Origin of the sequence: Telluria sp. B2 (assembly GCF_051789535.1) — a bacterium.
Classification (GTDB): Bacteria; Pseudomonadota; Gammaproteobacteria; order Burkholderiales; family Burkholderiaceae_D; genus Telluria.
Genome location: NZ_CP196525.1, coordinates 4,738,108 through 4,758,198, shown reverse-complemented (window position 1 = coordinate 4,758,198; position 20,091 = coordinate 4,738,108). Strand labels below are relative to the sequence as shown.

Genomic DNA, 20,091 nt, shown 5'->3' with positions numbered 1-20,091 from the left:
AGCGCCGGGCGCCGTCACGCCGGCGTGTGTTCGTTCGGCTCCGCCGTGACACGCGCAATGGTGTCGACCAGCGCGCCGGCCGATACCGGCTTGACCAGGTGGGCGGCAAAGCCGGCTTCCTGCGACATCCGGCGGTCCTGTTCCTGGCCGTAGCCGCTGACGGCGACCAGGGCGCTGCTGCTGCAGCACGGCAGGCGCTTCAGTGCGCCAGCCAGGATGTGCCCGCTCATGTCGGGCAAGCCGATATCGAGCAGGATGACCTCGAACCGGTCCTGCTCGGAGCGGGCCAGCGCCGCGTGCGCCGAATGCTCGATCGTCACCTGGTGCCCGGCGCTCTCGAGCAACAAGCCGAGGGTGCGCGCCGCGTCGACGTTGTCGTCGACCACCAGGATGCGCCTGGGCCGGGAGGCCGCCGGGCTGGCCGCGGCGGCCGGCGCCGCAGCGGCGACCTGGTCCGCGGGCAGCAGCGGCAGTCGGATGGTGAAGGTGCTGCCGTGCCCGAGCCCCTCGCTGTACGCCTCGACCGTGCCGCGGTGCAGCTCGACCAGTTTCTTGACCAGGGCCAGGCCCAGCCCCAGTCCGCCCTGGGCGCGGTCGGGCGTGCGCTGCGCCTGGGTGAACAGGTCGAACACCACCGGCAGCAGGTCGGCGCCGATGCCGATGCCGTTGTCGCTGACCCGCAGGACCGCCGCGCCCTCGTACTGCTGGAGAGAGACCCGCAGTTCGCCGCCGTCGGGGGTGTATTTCGCCGCGTTGTTGAGCAGGTTGGCCGCCACCTGGATCAGGCGGGTGCGGTCGCCGCACACGGGCATGGGGTGGGGCGCGATGTCCAGCGTCAGGTGGTGCTTCCTGGCGTCGATGACGGGCTTGATCTGCTCCACCGCTTCGCGCAGCACGGCGCCGAGTTCCACGCTGCCCTGGTTGATCGTGACCAGGCCGCGCGTAACGCGCGAGACATCGAGCAGGTCGTCGACCAGGTGGGTCATGTGCGTTACCTGGCGGCTGATGACGCCGCTGATCTCCTTGATGCGCGGCACATCGGCAAACAGCACACGCAGGAGCTGCGCGGCGCTGCTGATCGGGGCCAGCGGATTGCGCAGTTCATGGGCGAGCATGGCCAGGAATTCATCCTTGCGCTCGTGCTCGCGCTGCAGGTGCGCCTGCTGCCGGTGCAGGTGGTCGAGCATGCGGTTGATGGAGCGCGCCAGAGTGATGGTCTCGCTGCTGCCGGCCAGCTCGGCGCGGCGCTCGCCGATGCCTTCCTCGCCGAGCTCGCCCGCAAACTGCTCGAGCTTGCGCAGGTCCTGGGTCAGGCCGAGCGAGAGGCGCGAGCCGAGCAGGAACACCACCAGGGCGAGCAGGGCCGCGATGCCGCCGATCAGGCTGTACTGGGACCAGGGCGTACCCAGCGTATGGCTCAAACCGGAGGTGTCGACTTTCAGTCTCAGGCCGAGCTGGGCGAATTCGGCGGGCGCCTTGACCGGCAGCTCGATGCTGTCCTCGTCCGCCGCCGGCGCCTGTCCCTTCCATGCCAGGGTGGACGAGGGGACGGGGCGCAGGTCCTGCAGGCGGATCTTGTAGACCAGTGCGCCCTCCGGGGTATTCGTGCGCGAATAGCGCAGCAGGCTCACACCGACCAGCTCCGCGCCCTGCGGCCGGTCGAAGATGGCGCCGGTCTCCGCGCCCCGGTCGATCCGGGCGCGCAGCCAGTCCATTTGTTCGGGATCGAAGCGCTCCAGGCCGTTGCCTGCGATCGGCTTGCCTTCGAAATCGGTAAACAGGACCTGGACCGGAATACCGTTAATCTGGCGCAGGCTGTTCAGGAAGGGGCCCAGGTAGGTCTCCTTGCCCGCGCTGTCGACCAGGCCGGTGGCCAGGATGGGGCTGTCGGCGACCTCTTTCATGCGGGTCACGAGCGTGGCGAGCGTGTTGCCGACGGTGCGCGCATTGAAGGCGGTCTCGCGCTGCTGCAGCAGCGCCACCGCCGCATCATGCTGGCGATCGACCAGCCAGAACGAGGTAGCCGCCACCAGCAGCACCGCCGCCGCGGTCAGGATGGCCGATGCGATCGCAAAGCGTCGCGTCAGGCTGCCGGCCTGGAGGAGGAACCACATGGTCAGTCGGCCGTCGGCACCAGCACGCCGTCGGTGCGGTAGCGGGCGATGAGCAGTTCGCGCTCGCCCAGCGCTTCATGGCGCGCCGGCGTGAACGGCGGCCTGTAGGTCTTGATCAGTCCGCGGTGTTCGCGCACTTTTTCCAGGGCGTCGCGCACCGCTTTCCTGTCGGTGCTGCCCGCCAGATTGATTGCCCTGGCCAGGATATGCATCAGGTCGTAGGCGTGCGCCACGCCCACCGGCCCCTGGATGTCCTCGATCCTGCGGACCGGGGAGACCGCCGCCGCGCTGCTCATGAAGCGTGCGAGCTGCTTCTTGTCCGCCTTGAAGAAGGAAAAGGTCTGGATCACCGAAAAGTCGACCTCGTGCAGGGCAGGCCCGGCCTGCCTGGTGAATTCGCCGCCCGTCACGCCCCAATGGCTCAGGATCGGCATCCGCTCGGCTTGCGGCAAGGCTGCCACCTCGCGCACCAGGACAGCCGCTTCGTCGTCGTTGGCCACCAGCACGACGACCTGGGCGCCGGCGTCGCGCAGGGTCTTGTACCGGGCCACCAGCGTCTGGTCGCGCCAGTTGTACCACGCAGTCTGCACGATCCGGATGTCCTTGTTGGCGGCGACGAATTTCTCGGCCGCGGCCAGGTTGCTGCGCCCCCAGGAGGTGTTCGTCAGCAGCAGGCCGACGTTGCGCAAGCCGCGCTTGCGCGCCGTGTCCAGCAACTTGGGCATCGCCAGGCTGTCGCGCAGCGACAGGCGGTAGACATAATTGGGATGCATGCCGTTATCGACGATCATGTCGGCCGACGACCAGGTCGCCATGAACAGGGTCCGGGTCGCCTTCAGCGTCGGCAGCTCTTCGATGATCACCGGGCTGAACCTGCCGCCGAACACGGCGACCAGCTCCGGCATGCGCGCGAACTCCTGGATGTTGCGGATGCCGCGCGCCGGGAGCGAGCGGTGGTCCTTCGTGACCAGCTCGACAGGCCTGCCACCCAGCACGCCGCCGGCGCGGTTGATTTCACCAATGGCGGTGCGTAATCCCAACTCCACGGCCTGGGCCGAGGTGCTGTTGTCCAGGCCGAACTCGGCGTCGAGCCCGATGCGCACGGGAACAGGCGCAGGCGCGGCCGCAGCGGCGGTGCACACAGCCAGCAATACAGCCAGCAGGGCGCCGGCCAGCATGCCGGCGAAGGAATTGCTCAGGCGAGAAGCGATCGGGGTAGGCATAGCGATCATGGACAAGAAGTCCGATATTGTAATCTGCAATTCCGCGACAGCCCGGCACTGCTGATCGGGTTGCAACATCAGGCCCCGCCCGCATACCCGTTCTGGCGCCAGGCCTCGTACACCACCACCGCCACCGTGTTCGACAGGTTCAGGCTGCGGTTATCCGGCATCATCGGCAGGCGGATGCGCTGGGCCGGCGGGAAACTCTCGCGCAGGGCCGGATCGAGGCCGCGCGATTCGGCGCCGAACACGAAGACGTCGCCCGGCTTGAAGGAAGCATTGGCAAATGGCGAGGAGCCGTGCGTCGTCAGCGCGAACATCCGCGCCGGATCGGGCCGGGCATCGGCCAGGAAGGCTTCCCAGTTCTTGTGCACCTTCATGGTCGCGTAGTCGTGGTAATCCAGCCCGGCGCGGCGCATCTTGGCGTCGTCGAGGGGAAAGCCGAGCGGCTCGATCAGGTGCAGCTGGACGCCGGTGTTGGCGCACAGGCGGATGACGTTGCCCGTGTTGGGCGGGATTTCCGGTTCGACCAGGACGACGTGGAACAAAAGCTTCTCCTTCAATAATCAATGTGGCGGCGTGCGCGCGAACACCAGGTTCGACACGCGCGCCGCGCCGGCCCGCTTGAGCGTGGCCGCCAGTTCATTCAATGTGTGCCCGCTCGTCATGACGTCGTCGACCACGCCGACGTGGCGGCCCTCGACCAGGTCGGGCGCCTCGTCGGCGAGCGCGAAGGCGCCGCGGATGTTGTCCGCCCGTTCGCTGGGCGCCACGCCCGACTGGGCCAGCGTCTCGATGCTGCGCTGCACCAGGCGCGGCCGCAAGGGCACACCCAGCGACAGCGCCAGCGGCCGGGCGATCTCGAGCGCCTGGTTGAAGCCGCGCTCGACCAGCCTTTGCCGCCCCAGCGGAACCGGACACAGCAGCTCGGGCAGGGGCCAGCCCGGGCGGGCCAGCACGGCGTCGAGCATTTGCTGCGCGAACCAGGGCGCCAGCGGCAGCCGGGCGCCGAACTTCAGGCCCAGCACCAGGGCGTCGAGCGGCGCCGCATAATCGACGGCGGCCACGGTGGCGTCGAACGCGGGCGGCTCGGCCAGGCAGCCGGCGCAACGCTGGCCTGCATCTTCTTGCGCGCCGAGCGGATTGGCGCAGCAGGGGCAGCGCGGGCCGCCGGGCGGCGCATAGCGTTGCCGGCAGGGCGCGCAGACGACGGCCGGCGCCGTGTCGCCGCACAGGGCGCAGGAGCAGGGCAGCAGCATGCCGGCCAGCGCGCGCGGCCAACGGTGACTCCACAGTCGCAGGCCCCCAAGCATCGGCTTGACTCTCCACAAACATGTACACTCCCGCCATTATCTCATTCGAACGCATCAGAACCATGGCTTCTCCCCAATCCCCGTCGAAAATGAGCGCCCCAATCGACCAGGCGCGCGTACGCGCGCTGTTTGCCGATCCGCAGCGCGTCGCGCCGGCCGATTTCCTGCGCCGCGAGATCGCCAGCCGCATGCACGAGCGCCTGTCGCTGGTGAAGATCGTGCCCCAGCGCGTGCTCGACGCCGGCTGCGGTACCGGACCCGACCTGGCCGTGCTGCAGAAGACCTATCCGGCCGCCCACATCGTCGGGCTCGATGCCGCCCCCGGCATGCTGGCCGCAGCGGCAACGCCGGCGCCGGCGCCGCGCTCGCTGGGTTCGATGCTGAGCCGCTTGATGCCGGCCAAGACCGGCGTCGACCTGGTTTGCGGCGACTTCGGCACCCTGCCTTTCGGGGCGAACTCGCTCGACCTGGTGTGGTCGAATCTGGCGCTGCACTGGCATCCCCAGCCCGACCGCGTGTTCGCCGAGTGGCGCCGGGTGCTGCGCGTCGACGGACTCCTGATGTTCTCGAACTTCGGTCCCGACACCTTCAAGGAGTTGCGCAGCGCGTTTGCCACCATGGACGAGACGCCGCATACCCTGCCTTTCGTCGATATGCATGATTTCGGCGACCAGCTGGTGGAGGCCGGGTTTTCGACGCCGGTGATGGATGTCGAGCGCATCACCGTCACCTACGGCACGGTCGAGGCCCTGCTGGCGGACGTGCGCGCAATCGGCGGCAACCCGTTGGCGACGCGCCGGCGCGGCCTGGTCGGGCGCGCGGCCTGGCGGCGCATGGTCGATGCGCTCGAAGCCCAGCGCGGGGCGGACGGGAAGATTTCGCTGAGCTTCGAGGTCATCTATGGGCATGCGTTCAGGCCGGTGCCGAAGACCACGGCGGCCGGGGAGGCGATTGTGCGGTTTCAGCCGCGCAAGCCGTGATGACGGCGTGATGAGACGGCGCGGCAGAATCCAGGCTGGTTGAACGCGTGGACGGCGCAGCCGTCCACCCTACGTCCATGATCAGACGCATTCGGTCGGGGGCACAAGCGTGTGCAAGAAGCATCCGCCGCGCCGATTATCAGTAGCGTTTCGTCAGCATTGGTGGCAATCTATTGTGCTGTATCGCATCACATGCATGCGGCATGGCAAGGATTTTCCTTGAATAAAAATTAGCGATTTGAGTATAATCAATGACTATTTTTTCGTCCGTAGCGCCATAAACGCTGAAAAAACAGGCAAAACGGTAGAAAAAGTAGAAAATTGAAAAGCAGCATCAGCAAGTTCCGCGCCCGTCAGTGTGTTTTGCTTTGCTGGTGGCCGCGGTACGGCTAACGTCCGTCGCGCGCCATTTCCGCGTGCCGTCCGGGAGCCACTTGCGTAATGGTTTCGGAGCGGCGGCGGTTCGTTCATGGAAACGCTGACCGTTTAAAAATATTCTTATTTTGGGTGGTTGGGGACAACATGACATATGCAAAGCGACTTCACGCCATGGTGCTCGGTCTCGCGGTATGGGCCAGCATCCCGGCACTGGCGGCACCGGAGATCACGGGGCGGCCGGTGGAACACCAGTTGAACATGCAGCCTCCTGTGACTGGCGTCGGCGCTGACATCTACAGCTTGCACAACTGGATGATGATCGTCTGCCTGGTCATCTTCATCGCCGTCTTCGGCGTCATGTTCTATTCGGTGCTCAAGCACCGCAAGTCCCTCGGCCACAAGCCCGCCACCTTCCACGAATCGACCGCCGTCGAAATCGCCTGGACCGTCGTTCCCTTCCTGATCGTCATCGCCATGGCGCTGCCCGCCACCAAGACCGTGATCGCGCTGAAGGACACCTCGAACGCCGACATCACCATCAAGGCCACCGGCATGCAGTGGAAGTGGGGCTACGACTACCTGAAGGGCGAAGGCGAGGGCATCAGCTTCCTGTCGAACCTGGCCACCCCGCGCAGCCAGATCGGCGAGCCGGGCGTTGCCAACACCGAGCCGCGCGGCGAGAACTACCTGCTGGAAGTCGACAACGAGATGGTCGTCCCGGTCGGCAAGAAGATCCGCATGGTGTTCACCGCCAACGACGTGATCCACGCCTGGACCATTCCGGCTTTCGCCATTAAGCAGGATGCGATTCCCGGTTTCGTGCGCGACGGCTGGTTCAAGGCCGACAAGGTCGGCGTCTACCGCGGCAACTGCGTCGAGCTGTGCGGCAAGGACCACGCCTTCATGCCGATCGTGGTGCGCGTGGTCTCCGCCGAGGACTATACTGCCTGGGTCGCCGGCGAGAAGAAGAAAATGGCCGCGCTGGCCGACGATCCGAACAAGGTCTGGACCATCGACGAACTCAAGACCAAGGGTGAAGCCGTGTACGCCGCCAACTGCGTCGCCTGCCACCAGGCCAACGGCAAGGGCATCCCGAATGCCTTTGCGCCGCTCGACGGCTCGCAAGTGGTGAACGGCGCCAAGGGCCACCAGATCGAGGTGCTGCTCAACGGCCAGGACACGCCGGCCTACCCGGGCGCGATGCCGCCATGGAAGCAGTTGTCCGACTCGGACATCGCCGCCGTCATCACCTACACCCGCAATACCTGGTCGAACAAGGCCGCGGAAAACATCGTTCAACCGGCCGAGGTTCTGGCTGCACGTAGCAAGTAATAAGTTTCCCAGGATACTGACATGACTACCCGCACTCTCGATCACGCCCACGACGATCAGCACGGCCACGCGCATGATCATGATCACGCGCACGACCATCCGACCGGCCTGCGGCGCTGGCTGTTCGCCACCAACCACAAGGACATCGGCACCCTGTACCTGTGGTTCTCGTTCATCATGCTGCTCTCGGGCGGCGTGCTGGCGCTGATGATCCGCACCGAGCTGTTCCAGCCTGGCCTGCAGTTCTTCCGCCCCGAGTTCTTCAACCAGCTGACCACCATGCACGGCCTGGTGATGGTGTTCGGCGCGATCATGCCGGCTTTCGTGGGCTTTGCGAACTGGATGATCCCGCTGCAGGTGGGCGCCTCCGACATGGCCTTCGCGCGCATGAACAACTTCTCGTTCTGGCTGCTGCCGCCGGCGGCGATCCTGCTGGCGGGTTCCTTCTTCTCGCCGGGCGGCGCCACCGCGGCAGGCTGGACCCTGTACGCACCGCTGTCGACCCAGATGGGTCCGGGCATGGACATGGCGATCTTCGCGATGCACATCATGGGCGCTTCGTCGATCATGGGCTCGATCAACATCATCGTCACCATCCTGAACATGCGCGCGCCCGGCATGACCCTGATGAAGATGCCGATGTTCTGCTGGACCTGGCTGATCACCGCCTTCCTGCTGATCGCCGTGATGCCGGTGCTGGCGGGCGCCATCACCATGACCCTGACCGACCGCCATTTCGGCACCTCCTTCTTCAACGCCGCCGGCGGCGGCGACCCGGTCATGTACCAGCACATCTTCTGGTTCTTCGGCCACCCCGAGGTCTACATCATGATCCTGCCGGCCTTCGGCATCGTCTCGCAGATCATCCCGGCCTTTGCCCGCAAGCCCCTGTTCGGCTACGCCTCGATGGTCTACGCGACCGCCTCGATCGCCGTGCTCTCGTTCATCGTCTGGGCCCACCACATGTTCACCACCGGCATGCCGGTGACGAGCCAGCTGTTCTTCATGTACGCCACCATGCTGATCGCGGTGCCGACCGGCGTGAAGGTGTTCAACTGGGTCGCCACCATGTGGCGCGGTTCGATGACCTTCGAAACCCCGATGCTGTTCGCGGTCGGCTTCATCTTCGTGTTCACCATGGGCGGCTTCACCGGCCTGATCCTGGCCGTGACCCCGATCGACATCCAGGTCCACGACACCTATTACGTGGTGGCCCACTTCCACTACGTGCTGGTGGCCGGCTCGCTGTTCGCGCTGTTCGCCGGCTTCTACTACTGGGCGCCGAAGTGGACCGGCCACATGTATCCGGAAGGCCGTGGCAAGATCCACTTCTGGCTGTCGCTGATCACCTTTAATATCACCTTCTTCCCGATGCACTTCCTGGGCCTGGCCGGCATGCCGCGCCGCTATGCGGACTACGCGACCCAGTTCACCGATTTCAACATGATCGTGTCGGTGGGCGCCTTCGGTTTCGGCCTGTCGCAGGCCTATTTCCTGTTCGCGGTGGTGCTGCCGACCATCCGCGGCGGCAAGAAAGCCGAAGCGAAGCCCTGGGAGGGCGCCGAGGGCCTGGAGTGGACCGTGCCGAGCCCGGCGCCGTTCCACACCTTCGAAACCCCGCCGCTGGTGAAATGATGAACGCGCAGCGCAAACCTCCGCACAAGGGCAATCTGCGCATTGCCCTGATCCTCGGAGTGATCGCCGCGTTCTTCTTCGCCTCGGTGATCGTCAAGCGCATCTGGCTGAGCTGACGTGGCCTACGATAACGACACCCGCCTGCGGCTGAACCGCTCCACCTTCACCAAGCTGGTGGTGGTGGCGGTGGCGATGTTCGGCTTCGGCTACGCGCTGGTGCCGGTCTACCGCCAGATCTGCGAGGTGCTGGGCGTGAACGTGCTGACCCAGCAGGACGGCACGGTCGAGCGCCCGGCGAACACCCAGGTCGACCTGACGCGCACCATCACGATCGAACTGGACGGCAATTCCCAGGGACCCTGGCGCTTCCGCCCGACCCAGCGCAGCATCGAGGTCCATCCGGGCGAGCTGGCAACAGTGGTCTACGAGGTCGTCAACACCCAGGGCAGGGCGGTCAAGGCCCAGGCGATCCCGAGCTATGCACCGCAGTCGGCCACGCCGCACTTCAAGAAGGTCGAGTGCTTCTGCTTCCGCGAGCAGATCATGAAGCCGAACGAAGCGCGCCAGATGCCGGTGGTATTCTTCATCGACCCGGCGCTGCCGAAGGAAGTGAAGAACATCACGCTGTCGTACACCTTCTTCGAGATCGCCGGCGCGGTCGCGGCCAGGTGATGGCAGCGCAGCCGCCCCGGCAGCCGCAGCAGCAGGTTCGCAAGTCGAGCTTCGGGGCCTCGATGAAAGCCGTGTTCTGGTCCTTCTTCGGGGTGCGCAAGCGCCGCGACTACGACCGCGACGCGGCCAACCTGAGCCCGGTGCACGTCATCCTCGCCGGGCTGCTCGGGGCGCTGATCTTCATCGGCGTCCTGGTCCTGGTGGTGCAGCTGGTGGTGCCTTAGGCAGTGGCGCAGTAAAAAGACAAACGAGTTTCAAAGCAATCCAATTCAACGCATCAGAAGATTGATCTAGGAGATGAAGATGAGTGTGTCAAAAACCGCGCCGCACTATTTCGTGCCCGGCCCTTCCATGTGGCCGATGGCCGGCGGCATCTCGATGCTGGTGACGATGGCCGGCGCCTCGGGCTGGGTCAACAGCGCAGCGTGGGGACCGGCCGTCTGCCTCGCCGGCATCGTCGCGATGCTGACCGTGCTCTACTTCTGGTTCGGCGACGCCATCGGCGAGTCCGAAGCGGGCCAGTACAGCGCACGCATCGACACTTCCTACCGCTGGTCGATGAGCTGGTTCATCTTCTCCGAGGTGATGTTCTTCGCCGCCTTCTTCGGCGCGCTGTTCTACGCCCGTGCGATCACCATGCCCTGGCTGGCCGACCTCGACCACAAGATCCTGTGGCCCGACTTCGCCGCCCAGTGGGGCAACACCGGCCCGGCCGGCACGGTCGAGAGCTTCAACACCATGGGACCTTTCCCTATCCCGACGATCAACACCGCGCTGCTGCTGCTGTCCGGCGTGACGCTGACGATCGCCCACCACGCGCTGCGCGCCGGCCACCGCCGCAACACCGCCGTGTTCCTGTTCGCGACCATCCTGCTGGGCGCCATCTTCATGGGCTTCCAGGCCTACGAGTACATCCACGCTTACCAGGAACTGAACCTGAAGCTGACCTCGGGCATCTACGGTTCGACCTTCTTCATGCTGACCGGTTTCCACGGCTTCCACGTGACCATGGGCGCGATCATGCTGTCGGTGATCCTGTACCGCGTGCTGCGCGGCCATTTTACGGCGGATAACCACTTCGGCTTCGAAGGCGCGGCCTGGTACTGGCACTTCGTCGACGTCGTGTGGCTCGGCCTCTACGTCGTTGTTTACTGGCTGTAACAGCGGCCTGTCTGCTTGATGTCACGGGGGCAGTCACCATTGGTGGCTGTCCCCGTTTCTCTTGAAAGTCAGCGGATGCCGGTCGGGGTGATCCAGCCCAGCTTGTAGGACGCCAGCACGATCAGGAAGAGCGTGATCGACAGGCCGACCCGCATCGCCAGCGCCTGGACCGTACGGTTGCTGCGGCCCTTGTCCCGCATCAGGAAGAACAGGGCCGAGCCGAGGCTGGCGATGATCAGGATGAAGGCGATGGCTACGAAGATTTTCATGGTCGCACCGAGGGATCGGGAAGGGATTCATTGTAATGCGTTTGCGGTTCCGGTTTAGAGGTATTCCCTTTTTGGCAACGGTCGTTCTCGTGGCGCTGGGGATTGCGTTGGGAAATTGGCAGGTGCGCAGGGCGGCGGAGAAGACGGCGATTGCGCAGCGCCTGCATGAGCGCGGTGAGGCGCCGCCGGTGGTGCTCGGAGGCGGTGGTGGTGCGCAAGGGTACGACCGCGTGGGCACAGGTGCCCACCCTACGCAAACCCAGGATCTTGAATATCGGCGGGTGCGGGTGACGGGCGAGTTCGTTGCCGGCTGGCCGGTCTTCCTCGATAACCGGCCCCATGAGGGGAGGGCCGGATTCTATCTGGCAATGCCGTTTAAAATAGCGGGTTCGGACCGACATGTGCTGGTGTTGCGCGGCTGGTTGCCGCGCGATCCTCGCGAGTACACGCGCCTGCCGAAGTACGAGACACCCAGGGGCACGACGACGATCGAGGGCATTCTTGTCGCCTCGGCCGGGCATGTGATGGAGCTCGGGGCCGCCGCACCGCTCAAGCCCGGCGCGCTCGTGCAGAACCTGGAGGTGAATGCGCTGGCGCGAGCCAGCGGCCTGAGCCTGGAGCCTTTTCTTGTCCAGCAGACCGGGCCGCAGGCGGCCGGCGAGGTCCTCGTGCGCGACTGGCCGGCTCCGGATACTGGCATCGACAAGCACCGCGGCTATGCCGTCCAGTGGTATGCGCTGGCGGCGATGGCGGCCTTATTTTTTGTGATTACGGGATTTCGAAGTGGAAGAAAACAAGTTGAGTGAACGCGTTCCCGCTGCCGCAGTCCGGCAGCGCCGTACGGGACGCTGGAAGCTGCTGGCGGTGCTGCTGGTATGCGCCGCGCCGATCATCGCCTCCTACCTGAGCTATTACGTCATCAAGCCGGAAGGGCGCACCAACTACGGCACCCTCATCGACCAGGCCAGCCATCCGATGCCGAAACTCTCCAGCACCACGCTGGACGGGCGGCCGGAAACGCTCGAGAACTACGCCGGCAAGTGGATCATGGTGAAGGTCGGCGGCGGCGATTGCGACAAGGCCTGCCAGGACCAGCTCTACGCGATGCGCCAGCTGCGCACCATGCAGGGCAAGAACATGGACCGCGTCGAGCGCGTCTGGCTCGTCACCGACGCCCAGCCGATCGACACCATGCTGATCCGCATGTACGACGACATGCACATCCTGCGCGTCAAGCCCGAGGAGCTGGCGAAATGGCTGCCGGTGGAGCAGGGCGGCAGGGCGGAAGACCACATCTTCCTGGTCGACCCGCGCAGCAACCTCATGATGCGCTTCCCGAAGAACCCGGAGCCGCAGCGCGTCCACAAGGACATCGCCAAGCTGCTCAAGGCCTCGGCGATCGGATAAGCCATGCACCCGTCCACCCTGTTCCAGTTGGCCCTGATGGGCCTGTTCGTCGCCAGCATCCCCCTGACCATGGTCTGGCTGTCGTCCGACGCCAACAAGTACCGCAAGCTCGTGTGGGTAATGGCCTTCCTCACCTTCGACCTGATCGTGTTCGGCGGCTTCACCCGCCTGACCGACTCCGGCCTGGGCTGCCCCGACTGGCCGGGCTGCTACGGCGCCGCCAATCCCTTCATCGCCCACGAACACATCGCGGCGGCCGAGGCGCTGATGCCGACCGGCCCGGTGACGAAGGTGAAAGCCTGGATCGAGATGATCCACCGCTACCTGGCGATGGGCATTGGCGTCCTGATCATGGCGCTGATGTTCCAGGCCTTCCGCCAATGGAAAAAGACCAGGCTCGACGCCTTCAGGCCGGCGATGCCGGTGGCGCTGTTCCTGTTCGTCTGCGTGCAGGGCGCCTTCGGCGCCTGGACCGTGACCCTGAAACTGCAGCCGGTCATCGTCACCATCCACTTGCTGCTGGGCATGGCCTTGCTGGCGATGCTGGTCTGGCTGGGCGGACGCGAGGACTACCTGATGAAGCCGCCGACGCCGGTGCGCGATGTGGCAGCCTTGCGCTCGCTGCGCACCCTGGCCCTGGTCGCCGCCGTGGTGCTGGTCGTGCAGATCGCGCTCGGCGGGTGGGTGAGCACTAACTATGCAACGCTCGCCTGCGACGAGTTCCCGCTCTGCGACGGCAAACTCGTGCCGGAAATGGACTTCGAGCACGGCTTCACGCTGTGGCGCGAACTGGGCAAGACCGCTGCCGGCCACTACCTGCAATTCTCGGCCCTGGTGGCGATCCACTGGGTGCACCGCAACTTCGCGCTCATTGTCACGGTCGTGCTGGGCCTGGCCGCCTGGCGCGCGATGGGCGAGGCGCAGCTGCGCAAAACCGGGAAAATGCTCGCGACCGTGCTGCTTGTCCAACTGTTCACGGGTGTGGCGACGGTGTTCTTTGATTTCCCGCTTACCATTGCCGTGTTGCATAACGCCGGGGCTGCTCTCCTCGTACTGACGGTGACCATGTTAAACTACAAGGTCAAGTATCTTCTCGAAGTGTCGCAGCGCACGCCCGCGAATGCGGACGTCCCTGTGAACTCGTATCGATGACCACCCAGACCGTACTCCAACCGACCAGCCGTATCGCCCAATACTGGACGCTGACCAAGCCCCGGGTGACCCAGCTCGCCGTATTCTGTGCCGTGATCGGCATGTTCCTGGCCACCGACGGCTTTCCCGGCTGGCGCGCCCTGATCGCCGGCACGGCCGGCATCTGGCTGCTGGCCGGCGCCGCCTTTGCCGTGAACTGCCTGATCGAGGCCGAGATCGACGCGCGCATGGCCCGCACCGCGCGCCGCGCGACCGCGCGCGGCGAACTGACGCGCAACCAGACCCTGGTCTTTTCAAGCATCATCGGCGGCCTCGGCATGTGGATCCTGTATGCCCTCGTCAATCCGCTGACGATGTGGCTGACCTTCATCACCTTCGTCGGTTATGCGGTCGTCTACACCATCTACCTGAAGCCGGCCACGCCGCAGAACATCGTCATCGGCGGCCTGTCGGGCGCGATGCCGCCGGCGCTGGGCTGGGCCGCGGTCGCGGGCGAGGTGCCGATGCAGGCCTGGCTGCTGGTGCTGATCATTTTCGTCTGGACCCCGCCGCATTTCTGGGCGCTGGCCATGTACCGGCGCGAGGACTATGCGCGCTCGGGCCTGCCGATGTTGCCGATCACCCACGGCATGGCCTATACCGGCCAGCAGGTCTGGCTGTATTCGCTGGCCCTGGCCGCCACGACCCTGCTGCCCTACGCGGTGCGCATGAGCGGCCTGATCTACCTGGCGGCTGCCGTCGTCCTGAATGCGATCTTCCTGCGCCACGCCTGGCGCGTGCACAAGCACTACAGCGACCAGGTGGCGCGCAAGGCCTTTGCCTACTCGGTCCTCTACCTGTCGCTGCTGTTCGCGGCGCTGCTGGTCGACCATTACTTCAGGTTCTGACGATGAAAAAACTCCTGACTGCCGCGATGCTCGCCACCGCGCTGCTGGCCGCCGGCTGCGACAAGCTGTCTTCGCGCCCGGCCGTTTTCCAGAACACGGATTTGACCGGGCTCGACTACGCCAAGGGGTTCTCGCTGACGGATCACACCGGCAAGCCGCGCACCCTGGCCGACTTCCGCGGCAAGCTGGTGGTGCTGTTCTTCGGCTATACCCAGTGCCCCGACGTCTGCCCGACCACGATGGCCGAGATGGCCGCCGTCATGAAAGAACTGGGTCCGTCGGCCAAGGACGTGCAGGTCCTGTTCGTCACCCTCGACCCCGAGCGGGACACCCAGGACGTGCTGGCACACTACGTGCCGGCCTTCCATCCGTCCTTCATCGGCCTGCGCGGCACCCCCGAGCAGACCGCGCAGACCGCCAAGGAATTCAAGGTGTTCGTCTCGAAAGTGCCGGGCAGTACCGCGGACAACTACACGGTCGACCACACCGCCGGCAGCTACGTCTTCGACAAGGAAGGCAAGCTGCGCCTCTTCATCCGCCACGGCGGCGGGCCGGCCCCGATCGTCCACGACCTGCGCCAGCTGCTATGATGTGATGGTGTAAACACCATCATTTCAGGGACGGCATGGAACCACGCCCCGGCAGGAACTACACCCGCATTGCCACCGTCGTCCTGCTCACGCTGGGCTGCCTGTATGTCCTGAAGCCCTTCCTGCCGGCGATCCTGTTCGCCGCCGCCGTCGTCATCTCTTCCTGGCCGCTCTACCTGCGCCTGCTCACGGCAATGCACGGGCGGCGCACGCCGGCGGCGCTGACGATGACCTTGTCCCTGACCCTGCTGGTCATCATCCCGCTGGCCATCGTCGCCTACAACCTGGCCGACGACGTCGCCACCACCTTTGGCCAGATGCGCTACGCGCTCGAGCACGGTGAACTGTTGCCCCCGGCATGGATCCGCGAGCTGCCTTTTCTGGGCGAAACCATCGACACCTACCTGCGCCAGCTCGTCGCCAGCCGCGAGCAGATGCTGGCCCTGGCCCAGCGCATGATCGAGCCGGCGCGGCACTGGCTGATGGCCGGCGGCATCATGCTCGGCACCGGTGTGGTGCAGATGAGCCTGGCCGCCTTCGTCAGCTTCTTCCTCTACCGCGACGGCAAGGCCTTGACCACCGTGATCGCCGTCGCGATGGCCAAGGTGATGGGCGAGGGCGCCGAATCCGTGTCCGACACCGTCAGCCAGACCGTGCGCAGCGTCATGTACGGCCTGCTCGGCACCGCCCTGGCCCAGGCCCTGGTGGCGGCGATCGGCTTTTTCATCGCCGGGGTGCCGGCGGTGCCGCTGCTGTCGGTGCTGGTGTTCGTGCTGTCCCTGATCCCGGTCGGACCGCCCCTGGTCTGGGGCGCCGCTTCGGTCTGGCTGTTCTTCCAGGGCGAGACCGGCTGGGGCATCTTCATGGTGATCTGGGGCACGGTCCTGATCAGCGGCGTCGACAACGTCGTGCGTCCGATGCTGATCAGCCGCGGCACCAGCCTGCCTTTCCTGCTCACCCTGCTGGGCGTGCTGGGCGGCGTGATCGCCTTCGGCTTCGTGGGCATGTTCATCGGCCCGGTGCTGCTGGCCGTGGGCTACTCCCTGATGAGCGACTGGACCGGCACGCGCGACCCCATCGCGCGCCAGAATAACGAGGAAGCGACGGAGCGTTAAATCGCGTTTTGCCGGTCCGTGCGGCGCGGTTCGGCCAGGATCGCGCGCAGGCGTTCGAAGTCGATCGGCTTGGTGAGGTGGTGGTCGAAGCCGGCCTCGAAGGCCAGCTGGCGGTCGTTTTCCTGGCCCCAGCCGGTGGCGGCAACGAGCAGGATGTCGCCGCCGCCCGGCAGCGCGCGGATACGGCGCGCCAGTTCGTAACCGGTCAGGTCGGGCAGGCCGATGTCGAGCAGCGCCACCTGCGGCCGGAATTGTTCCAGCAGCGCCAGCGCGGCCTCCCCCGTGTGCACGGTGCGCGCGGCACAGCCGCTCATCTGGAGGAACATCGCCAGCATCTCGGCGGCATCGACGTTGTCGTCGACCACCAGCACGCTGTTGGGCGCGACTGCGTCTTTCGGCCTGGCCCGCTCCTCCGGCATGCCCTGCACGGGCGCGAGCGGCAGGCGCACGGTGAAGGTGCTGCCGTGGCCCACGCCCGCGCTCTCGGCCTCGACGCTGCCGCCATGCAGCGCGACGATGCCGCGTACCAGGGCCAGGCCGATGCCGAGCCCGCCTTTCGCGCGGCGCAGCGCCGGTTCCAGCTGCGAGAACATGCCGAAGATGGCGCCCAGCGCATCGTGCGGAATCCCGATGCCGTTGTCGCGCACCTCGATCACGGCCTGCTCGCCATCGGCGCGCAGGCGCAGGCCGATGGCGCCGCCGTCCGGGGTGTACTTGCAGGCATTCGTCAGCAGGTTGACCAGCACCTGCACCAGGCGCGTCGGGTCGGCGTCGACCACTGCACCGGGCGCCTCGTTCTCCAGCGTGAATTCATGACGCGCGGCGCGCATCATTGCAGCCACGTCCTCCACGGCGCTATCGAGGATCTCGGTCAGCGCCACCGGCTCGCGCCGCAGTTCCATGCGGTTCTGGGTGATGCGCGACATTTCCATCAGGTCGTCGACCAGGTGGGTCAGGTGGGCCAGCTGGCGGTCGAAGACGTCGAGCAGCTTGCTTTCCCGGGCAGGGCGCGCCCTGTCGAGCTTGAGCACTTCGAGCGCGCCGCGCATCGGCGCCAGCGGGTTGCGCAGCTCGTGCGACAGGGTGGCAAGGAATTCGTCCTTGCGGCGGTCGGCGTCCGACAGTTCCTCGTTCAGGTCGCGCAACTGGGTTTCCGCTTCCAGCCGCGCCTCGAGCGCCTGCTCGGCGGTCTTGCGCGCGGCCAGCAGTTCGCGCTCGTAGGAGCGGCGCTCGTTCATGGCCGCCAGCGACCATTCGTCGAAGATCTGCCCGTCGACCGGGCGCCGCACGATGTTGACCAGCACCGGCATGCGCTGGCCGCCGCTGTCGCGGATTTCCATCTGCAGCTGGCCGACCGAGCCCTGCACCTGCAGGATGGGCAGGCAATGGGTCTGGTGGAAGATGCGCGCGCCCACCGGCAGCCGGTCCTGGATGCGCACCTTGCCCACCAGCGCCGCCTGCGAGTAGCCGAGCCAGCGGCACAGGGTGGCGTTGACGCGCAGGATCAGGCCGGCCGCGTCGGTCACCAGCAGCCCGCAGGGGGCCTGCTGGTAGAGCGTAGCGTCGTCCGGCAGGCTCAACTGTGCTCCTCCAGCGCGTCGAGGAAGGCCAGCACGGCGCATGCGCTTTCCTCGGGCGAGCTCATGTGCGGGCAATGGCCGATGTTGGGCAACACGTGCAGGCGGCTGCCCGCGATGTGGCGGTGCAGGTAGTCGCCGACCTCGCGCGGGGCGATCAGGTCGTCGCTGCATTGCACGATCAGGGTCGGCACGTTCACGCGCGGCAGGTCGGCGCGGTGGTCCGACAGAAAAGTGACGCGGGCGAAGTGACGTGCGATGTCGGGGTCGTTGCGGCAGAAGTTGCGGGTCAGCTCGGCCGCCAGGTGGGGCGCGTTCGGCGCCCCCATGATGATGGGCGCAACATTGCTCGACCAGCCGAGGTAGTTCGCGTCCATGGTTTCGAGCAGCTCGTCGATGTCGCCGCGGGTGAAGCCGCCGACGTAGCCGTCCTCGTTGATGTAGCAGGGCGAGGGCGCCAGCATGACCTGGGCCAGGAAGCGTTGCGGCGCCTTGATGCCCGCCAGCATGCCGATCATGGCGCTGACCGAATGACCGATGTGGATCACCGGGCCGTCGGCGCACTCGTCGAGGATGTCCAGCAGGTCGTCGGCATAGCCTTGCAGGCTGCCGTAGCGGCCGCGGTCGTAGGCGGCGAGATCGGAGCCGCCGCTGCCGACCAGGTCGAAGGCGAGGATGCGGTAGCGTTCCTCGAAGGCGGGAGAGATGAAGCGCCACACGGCCTGGTCGCAGCCGAAGCCGTGGGCGAATACGACGGTGGTCGGGCCGCTCCCGTAGACGGAGACATTGTTGCGGTGGCGCACACTCATGGACTCTCCGGGCATTTGCCAGCGTTCAATGAAACAGATTATAGCGTCGTGGCCGGGCTGCTGAACGTTTTCCGGCGAAATAAGCAGCCCGGTTTGAATTGGGCGAGGTCAGCCCCTCAGTCAGCCCAGCTCGTCCTCGTCCCCGCCGCGTTCGAGCTGGGGGATCACCTTCACCAGCAGGATGCGCGGGCCGTTGGTCTTCTTGACCACCACGTCGAACTTCGGAAACTCGATGCGCTGGCCCTGCTTCGGGATGTCGCCCAGTTTCGCCATCAGCAGGCCGCCGACCGATTCAACGTCGTCCAGGCCCATTTCCTCGTTGTCGATGTCGATGCCGAGCAGGCGTTCGAGCGAGAAGATCGGCAGGCTGGCCTTGCCGATCCAGGTGCCGTCGGCCTGGGGCAGCCAATCGTTCTCGTTCATGCGGAACTCGTCGCGGATCTCGCCGACCATGGCGCCGAGCAGGTTGTCGAGCGTGATGAAGCCGACCGGGCGCTTGCCCTTTTCGCCGATCAGGGCGAAGTGCGGGGCGCCGGTGCGGAAGCGCCGGAAGATGTCCTGGGCCGGGGTGCGCGCGGAAATCGTTTCGACCGGACGCAGGAATTGCGAGAGGTCGCTGATGTCCTTGCCCGACTGCAGGGCGAAGAACAGGTCTTTCAGGTGGATCACGCCCAGCACTTCTTCGCCTTCGGCGTCGAAATAGGGGTAGCGCGAGAAGCGGTTGCGGCGCACCGTGTCGAGGTTTTCCTCGATCGGCAGGTCTTCGTGCAGCGCGATCACCTCGTTAATCGGGCGCATCAGGTCGGATACGGCCATGTCCGCGAACTCCAGCGACTGGGCCAGGATGTGGCGCTCGTCGTGGGTGAACTTTTCCTTGCCGGTGCTGGTGTTGGTGCGCAGGATGAGCTTCAGTTCCTCGGTCGAGTAATGGGTGTCGTGGCTGCCGGCGCCGGACAGGCCGGCCACGCGCAGCACCATGTTGGCGCTGGCGTTGAGCACGGCGATGAAGGGGTACATCGCCCAGTAGAAACCGTACAGGGGCAGGGCGCACCACATCGCCACCGACTCGGGAATGCGGATCGCGAGCGACTTGGGCGCCAGTTCGCCGACCACGATGTGCAGGAAAGAGATGACGCTGAACGCGACCACGAAGGAAACGCCATGGATTACCTGTTCCGAGGTGACCCCAAGCAGGGCGAAGAGGGGCTCGAGCAGGCTGGCGAAAGCCGGTTCGCCGACCCAGCCCAGGCCGAGCGAGGCGAGGGTGATGCCGAGCTGGCAGGCCGACAGGTAGGCGTCGAGCTGGCCATGGACCTTGGCCAGGATGCGTCCGCGCAGGCCGGAGGTCTTGGCAATGGCGCGGACACGGGTTTTACGCAGCGTGACGATGCCGAATTCCGCCGCCACGAAGAAGCCGTTCAGTGCAACAAGAAAGAGCGCGAGAACGACAAATAAAAGATTTTCCATATAAAAGATG

The 20,091-nt window shown here is 65.9% G+C and carries 21 protein-coding genes; 13 read left to right on the top strand and 8 right to left on the bottom strand.

Going from position 1 to position 20,091, the window contains the following annotated elements; all coding sequences use genetic code 11:
* Positions 1–14: 14 nt before the first annotated feature.
* The 4 genes from ACSUZJ_RS21015 to ACSUZJ_RS21000 all read right to left on the bottom strand — a co-directional run bounded on the left by ACSUZJ_RS21015 (position 15) and on the right by ACSUZJ_RS21000 (position 4,650).
* Positions 15–2,114: a hybrid sensor histidine kinase/response regulator gene (locus ACSUZJ_RS21015; RefSeq protein WP_499411430.1), complete on the bottom strand. Its 2,100-nt coding sequence runs from the start codon at positions 2,112–2,114 to the stop codon at positions 15–17.
* 2 nt (positions 2,115–2,116) lie between these two features.
* Entirely contained in the window at positions 2,117–3,346 is a 1,230-nt protein-coding gene (locus ACSUZJ_RS21010) for an ABC transporter substrate-binding protein (protein WP_499411429.1), read from the bottom strand.
* A gap of 68 nt (positions 3,347–3,414) precedes the next feature.
* The gene (gene trmL, locus ACSUZJ_RS21005) at positions 3,415–3,885 is read right to left on the bottom strand and encodes a tRNA (uridine(34)/cytosine(34)/5-carboxymethylaminomethyluridine(34)-2'-O)-methyltransferase TrmL (RefSeq protein WP_499411427.1); all 471 of its coding nucleotides are present in this window, start codon (positions 3,883–3,885) and stop codon (positions 3,415–3,417) included.
* A gap of 18 nt (positions 3,886–3,903) precedes the next feature.
* Complete coding sequence (locus tag ACSUZJ_RS21000; RefSeq protein WP_499411425.1) at positions 3,904–4,650, bottom strand: phosphoribosyltransferase family protein; 747 nt, start codon at positions 4,648–4,650, stop codon at positions 3,904–3,906.
* Positions 4,651–4,739: 89 nt separating this feature from the next.
* On the opposite strand from ACSUZJ_RS21000, the gene ACSUZJ_RS20995 reads away from it, so the two are divergent.
* The 7 genes from ACSUZJ_RS20995 to ACSUZJ_RS20965 all read left to right on the top strand — a co-directional run bounded on the left by ACSUZJ_RS20995 (position 4,740) and on the right by ACSUZJ_RS20965 (position 10,808).
* Positions 4,740–5,630, top strand: coding sequence for a methyltransferase domain-containing protein (locus tag ACSUZJ_RS20995; RefSeq protein WP_499411423.1), 891 nt, complete (start codon positions 4,740–4,742; stop codon positions 5,628–5,630).
* A gap of 522 nt (positions 5,631–6,152) precedes the next feature.
* The gene (gene coxB / locus ACSUZJ_RS20990; protein WP_499411421.1) at positions 6,153–7,340 is read left to right on the top strand and encodes a cytochrome c oxidase subunit II; all 1,188 of its coding nucleotides are present in this window, start codon (positions 6,153–6,155) and stop codon (positions 7,338–7,340) included.
* Between the two features lie 21 nt (positions 7,341–7,361).
* A complete protein-coding gene (gene ctaD, locus ACSUZJ_RS20985; protein WP_499411419.1) occupies positions 7,362–8,975 on the top strand; it encodes a cytochrome c oxidase subunit I in 1,614 nt (537 codons plus the stop codon).
* A complete protein-coding gene (locus ACSUZJ_RS20980) occupies positions 8,972–9,091 on the top strand; it encodes a cytochrome oxidase small assembly protein (RefSeq protein ID WP_499411418.1) in 120 nt (39 codons plus the stop codon). Before ctaD ends, ACSUZJ_RS20980 begins: the two co-directional genes overlap by 4 nt.
* A gap of 76 nt (positions 9,092–9,167) precedes the next feature.
* Positions 9,168–9,647, top strand: a complete 480-nt coding sequence (locus tag ACSUZJ_RS20975) for a cytochrome c oxidase assembly protein (RefSeq protein ID WP_499416633.1) — start codon at positions 9,168–9,170, stop codon at positions 9,645–9,647.
* The gene (locus ACSUZJ_RS20970; protein ID WP_499411416.1) at positions 9,647–9,871 is read left to right on the top strand and encodes a DUF2970 domain-containing protein; all 225 of its coding nucleotides are present in this window, start codon (positions 9,647–9,649) and stop codon (positions 9,869–9,871) included. Before ACSUZJ_RS20975 ends, ACSUZJ_RS20970 begins: the two co-directional genes overlap by 1 nt.
* A 79-nt stretch (positions 9,872–9,950) precedes the next feature.
* Positions 9,951–10,808 carry a cytochrome c oxidase subunit 3 gene (locus ACSUZJ_RS20965; protein ID WP_499411415.1) on the top strand — a complete coding sequence of 286 codons (858 nt, stop codon included), beginning with the start codon at positions 9,951–9,953 and terminating at the stop codon, positions 10,806–10,808.
* Positions 10,809–10,876: 68 nt separating this feature from the next.
* On the opposite strand, the gene ACSUZJ_RS20960 is transcribed toward ACSUZJ_RS20965, so the two are convergent.
* Positions 10,877–11,077, bottom strand: a complete 201-nt coding sequence (locus ACSUZJ_RS20960; protein WP_312548384.1) for a twin transmembrane helix small protein — start codon at positions 11,075–11,077, stop codon at positions 10,877–10,879.
* Positions 11,078–11,112: 35 nt separating this feature from the next.
* Here ACSUZJ_RS20960 and ACSUZJ_RS20955 point away from each other — a divergent pair, with 35 nt between their 5' ends.
* Genes ACSUZJ_RS20955 through ACSUZJ_RS20930 form a run of 6 tightly spaced genes read left to right on the top strand, consistent with a single transcriptional unit; the run spans position 11,113 to position 16,228 of the window.
* Entirely contained in the window at positions 11,113–11,883 is a 771-nt protein-coding gene (locus ACSUZJ_RS20955) for an SURF1 family protein (RefSeq protein ID WP_499411413.1), read from the top strand.
* On the top strand, positions 11,876–12,484 hold the full coding sequence (locus tag ACSUZJ_RS20950; protein ID WP_499411412.1) for an SCO family protein: 609 nt from the start codon (positions 11,876–11,878) through the stop codon (positions 12,482–12,484). Before ACSUZJ_RS20955 ends, ACSUZJ_RS20950 begins: the two co-directional genes overlap by 8 nt.
* Before the next feature lie 3 nt (positions 12,485–12,487).
* A complete protein-coding gene (locus ACSUZJ_RS20945) occupies positions 12,488–13,636 on the top strand; it encodes a COX15/CtaA family protein (RefSeq protein WP_499411410.1) in 1,149 nt (382 codons plus the stop codon).
* Positions 13,633–14,523, top strand: a complete 891-nt coding sequence (gene cyoE / locus ACSUZJ_RS20940) for a heme o synthase (RefSeq protein ID WP_499411409.1) — start codon at positions 13,633–13,635, stop codon at positions 14,521–14,523. Before ACSUZJ_RS20945 ends, cyoE begins: the two co-directional genes overlap by 4 nt.
* Positions 14,524–14,525: 2 nt before the next feature.
* On the top strand, positions 14,526–15,113 hold the full coding sequence (locus tag ACSUZJ_RS20935; RefSeq protein ID WP_499411407.1) for an SCO family protein: 588 nt from the start codon (positions 14,526–14,528) through the stop codon (positions 15,111–15,113).
* Positions 15,114–15,148: 35 nt separating this feature from the next.
* Positions 15,149–16,228, top strand: coding sequence for an AI-2E family transporter (locus tag ACSUZJ_RS20930; RefSeq protein WP_499411405.1), 1,080 nt, complete (start codon positions 15,149–15,151; stop codon positions 16,226–16,228).
* Here ACSUZJ_RS20930 and ACSUZJ_RS20925 read toward each other — a convergent pair.
* The 3 genes from ACSUZJ_RS20925 to ACSUZJ_RS20915 form a co-directional block, all read right to left on the bottom strand.
* Positions 16,225–17,808: a hybrid sensor histidine kinase/response regulator gene (locus tag ACSUZJ_RS20925; protein ID WP_499411404.1), complete on the bottom strand. Its 1,584-nt coding sequence runs from the start codon at positions 17,806–17,808 to the stop codon at positions 16,225–16,227. The two genes, ACSUZJ_RS20930 and ACSUZJ_RS20925, sit on opposite strands and share 4 nt — an antisense overlap.
* A complete protein-coding gene (locus ACSUZJ_RS20920; RefSeq protein WP_499411403.1) occupies positions 17,805–18,614 on the bottom strand; it encodes an alpha/beta fold hydrolase in 810 nt (269 codons plus the stop codon). The genes ACSUZJ_RS20925 and ACSUZJ_RS20920 overlap by 4 nt, the downstream gene beginning before the upstream one ends.
* A 120-nt stretch (positions 18,615–18,734) precedes the next feature.
* Positions 18,735–20,081 (bottom strand): hemolysin family protein, encoded by a 1,347-nt coding sequence (locus tag ACSUZJ_RS20915; RefSeq protein ID WP_499411401.1) that lies wholly within the window; start codon positions 20,079–20,081, stop codon positions 18,735–18,737.
* Positions 20,082–20,091: the final 10 nt, after the last annotated feature.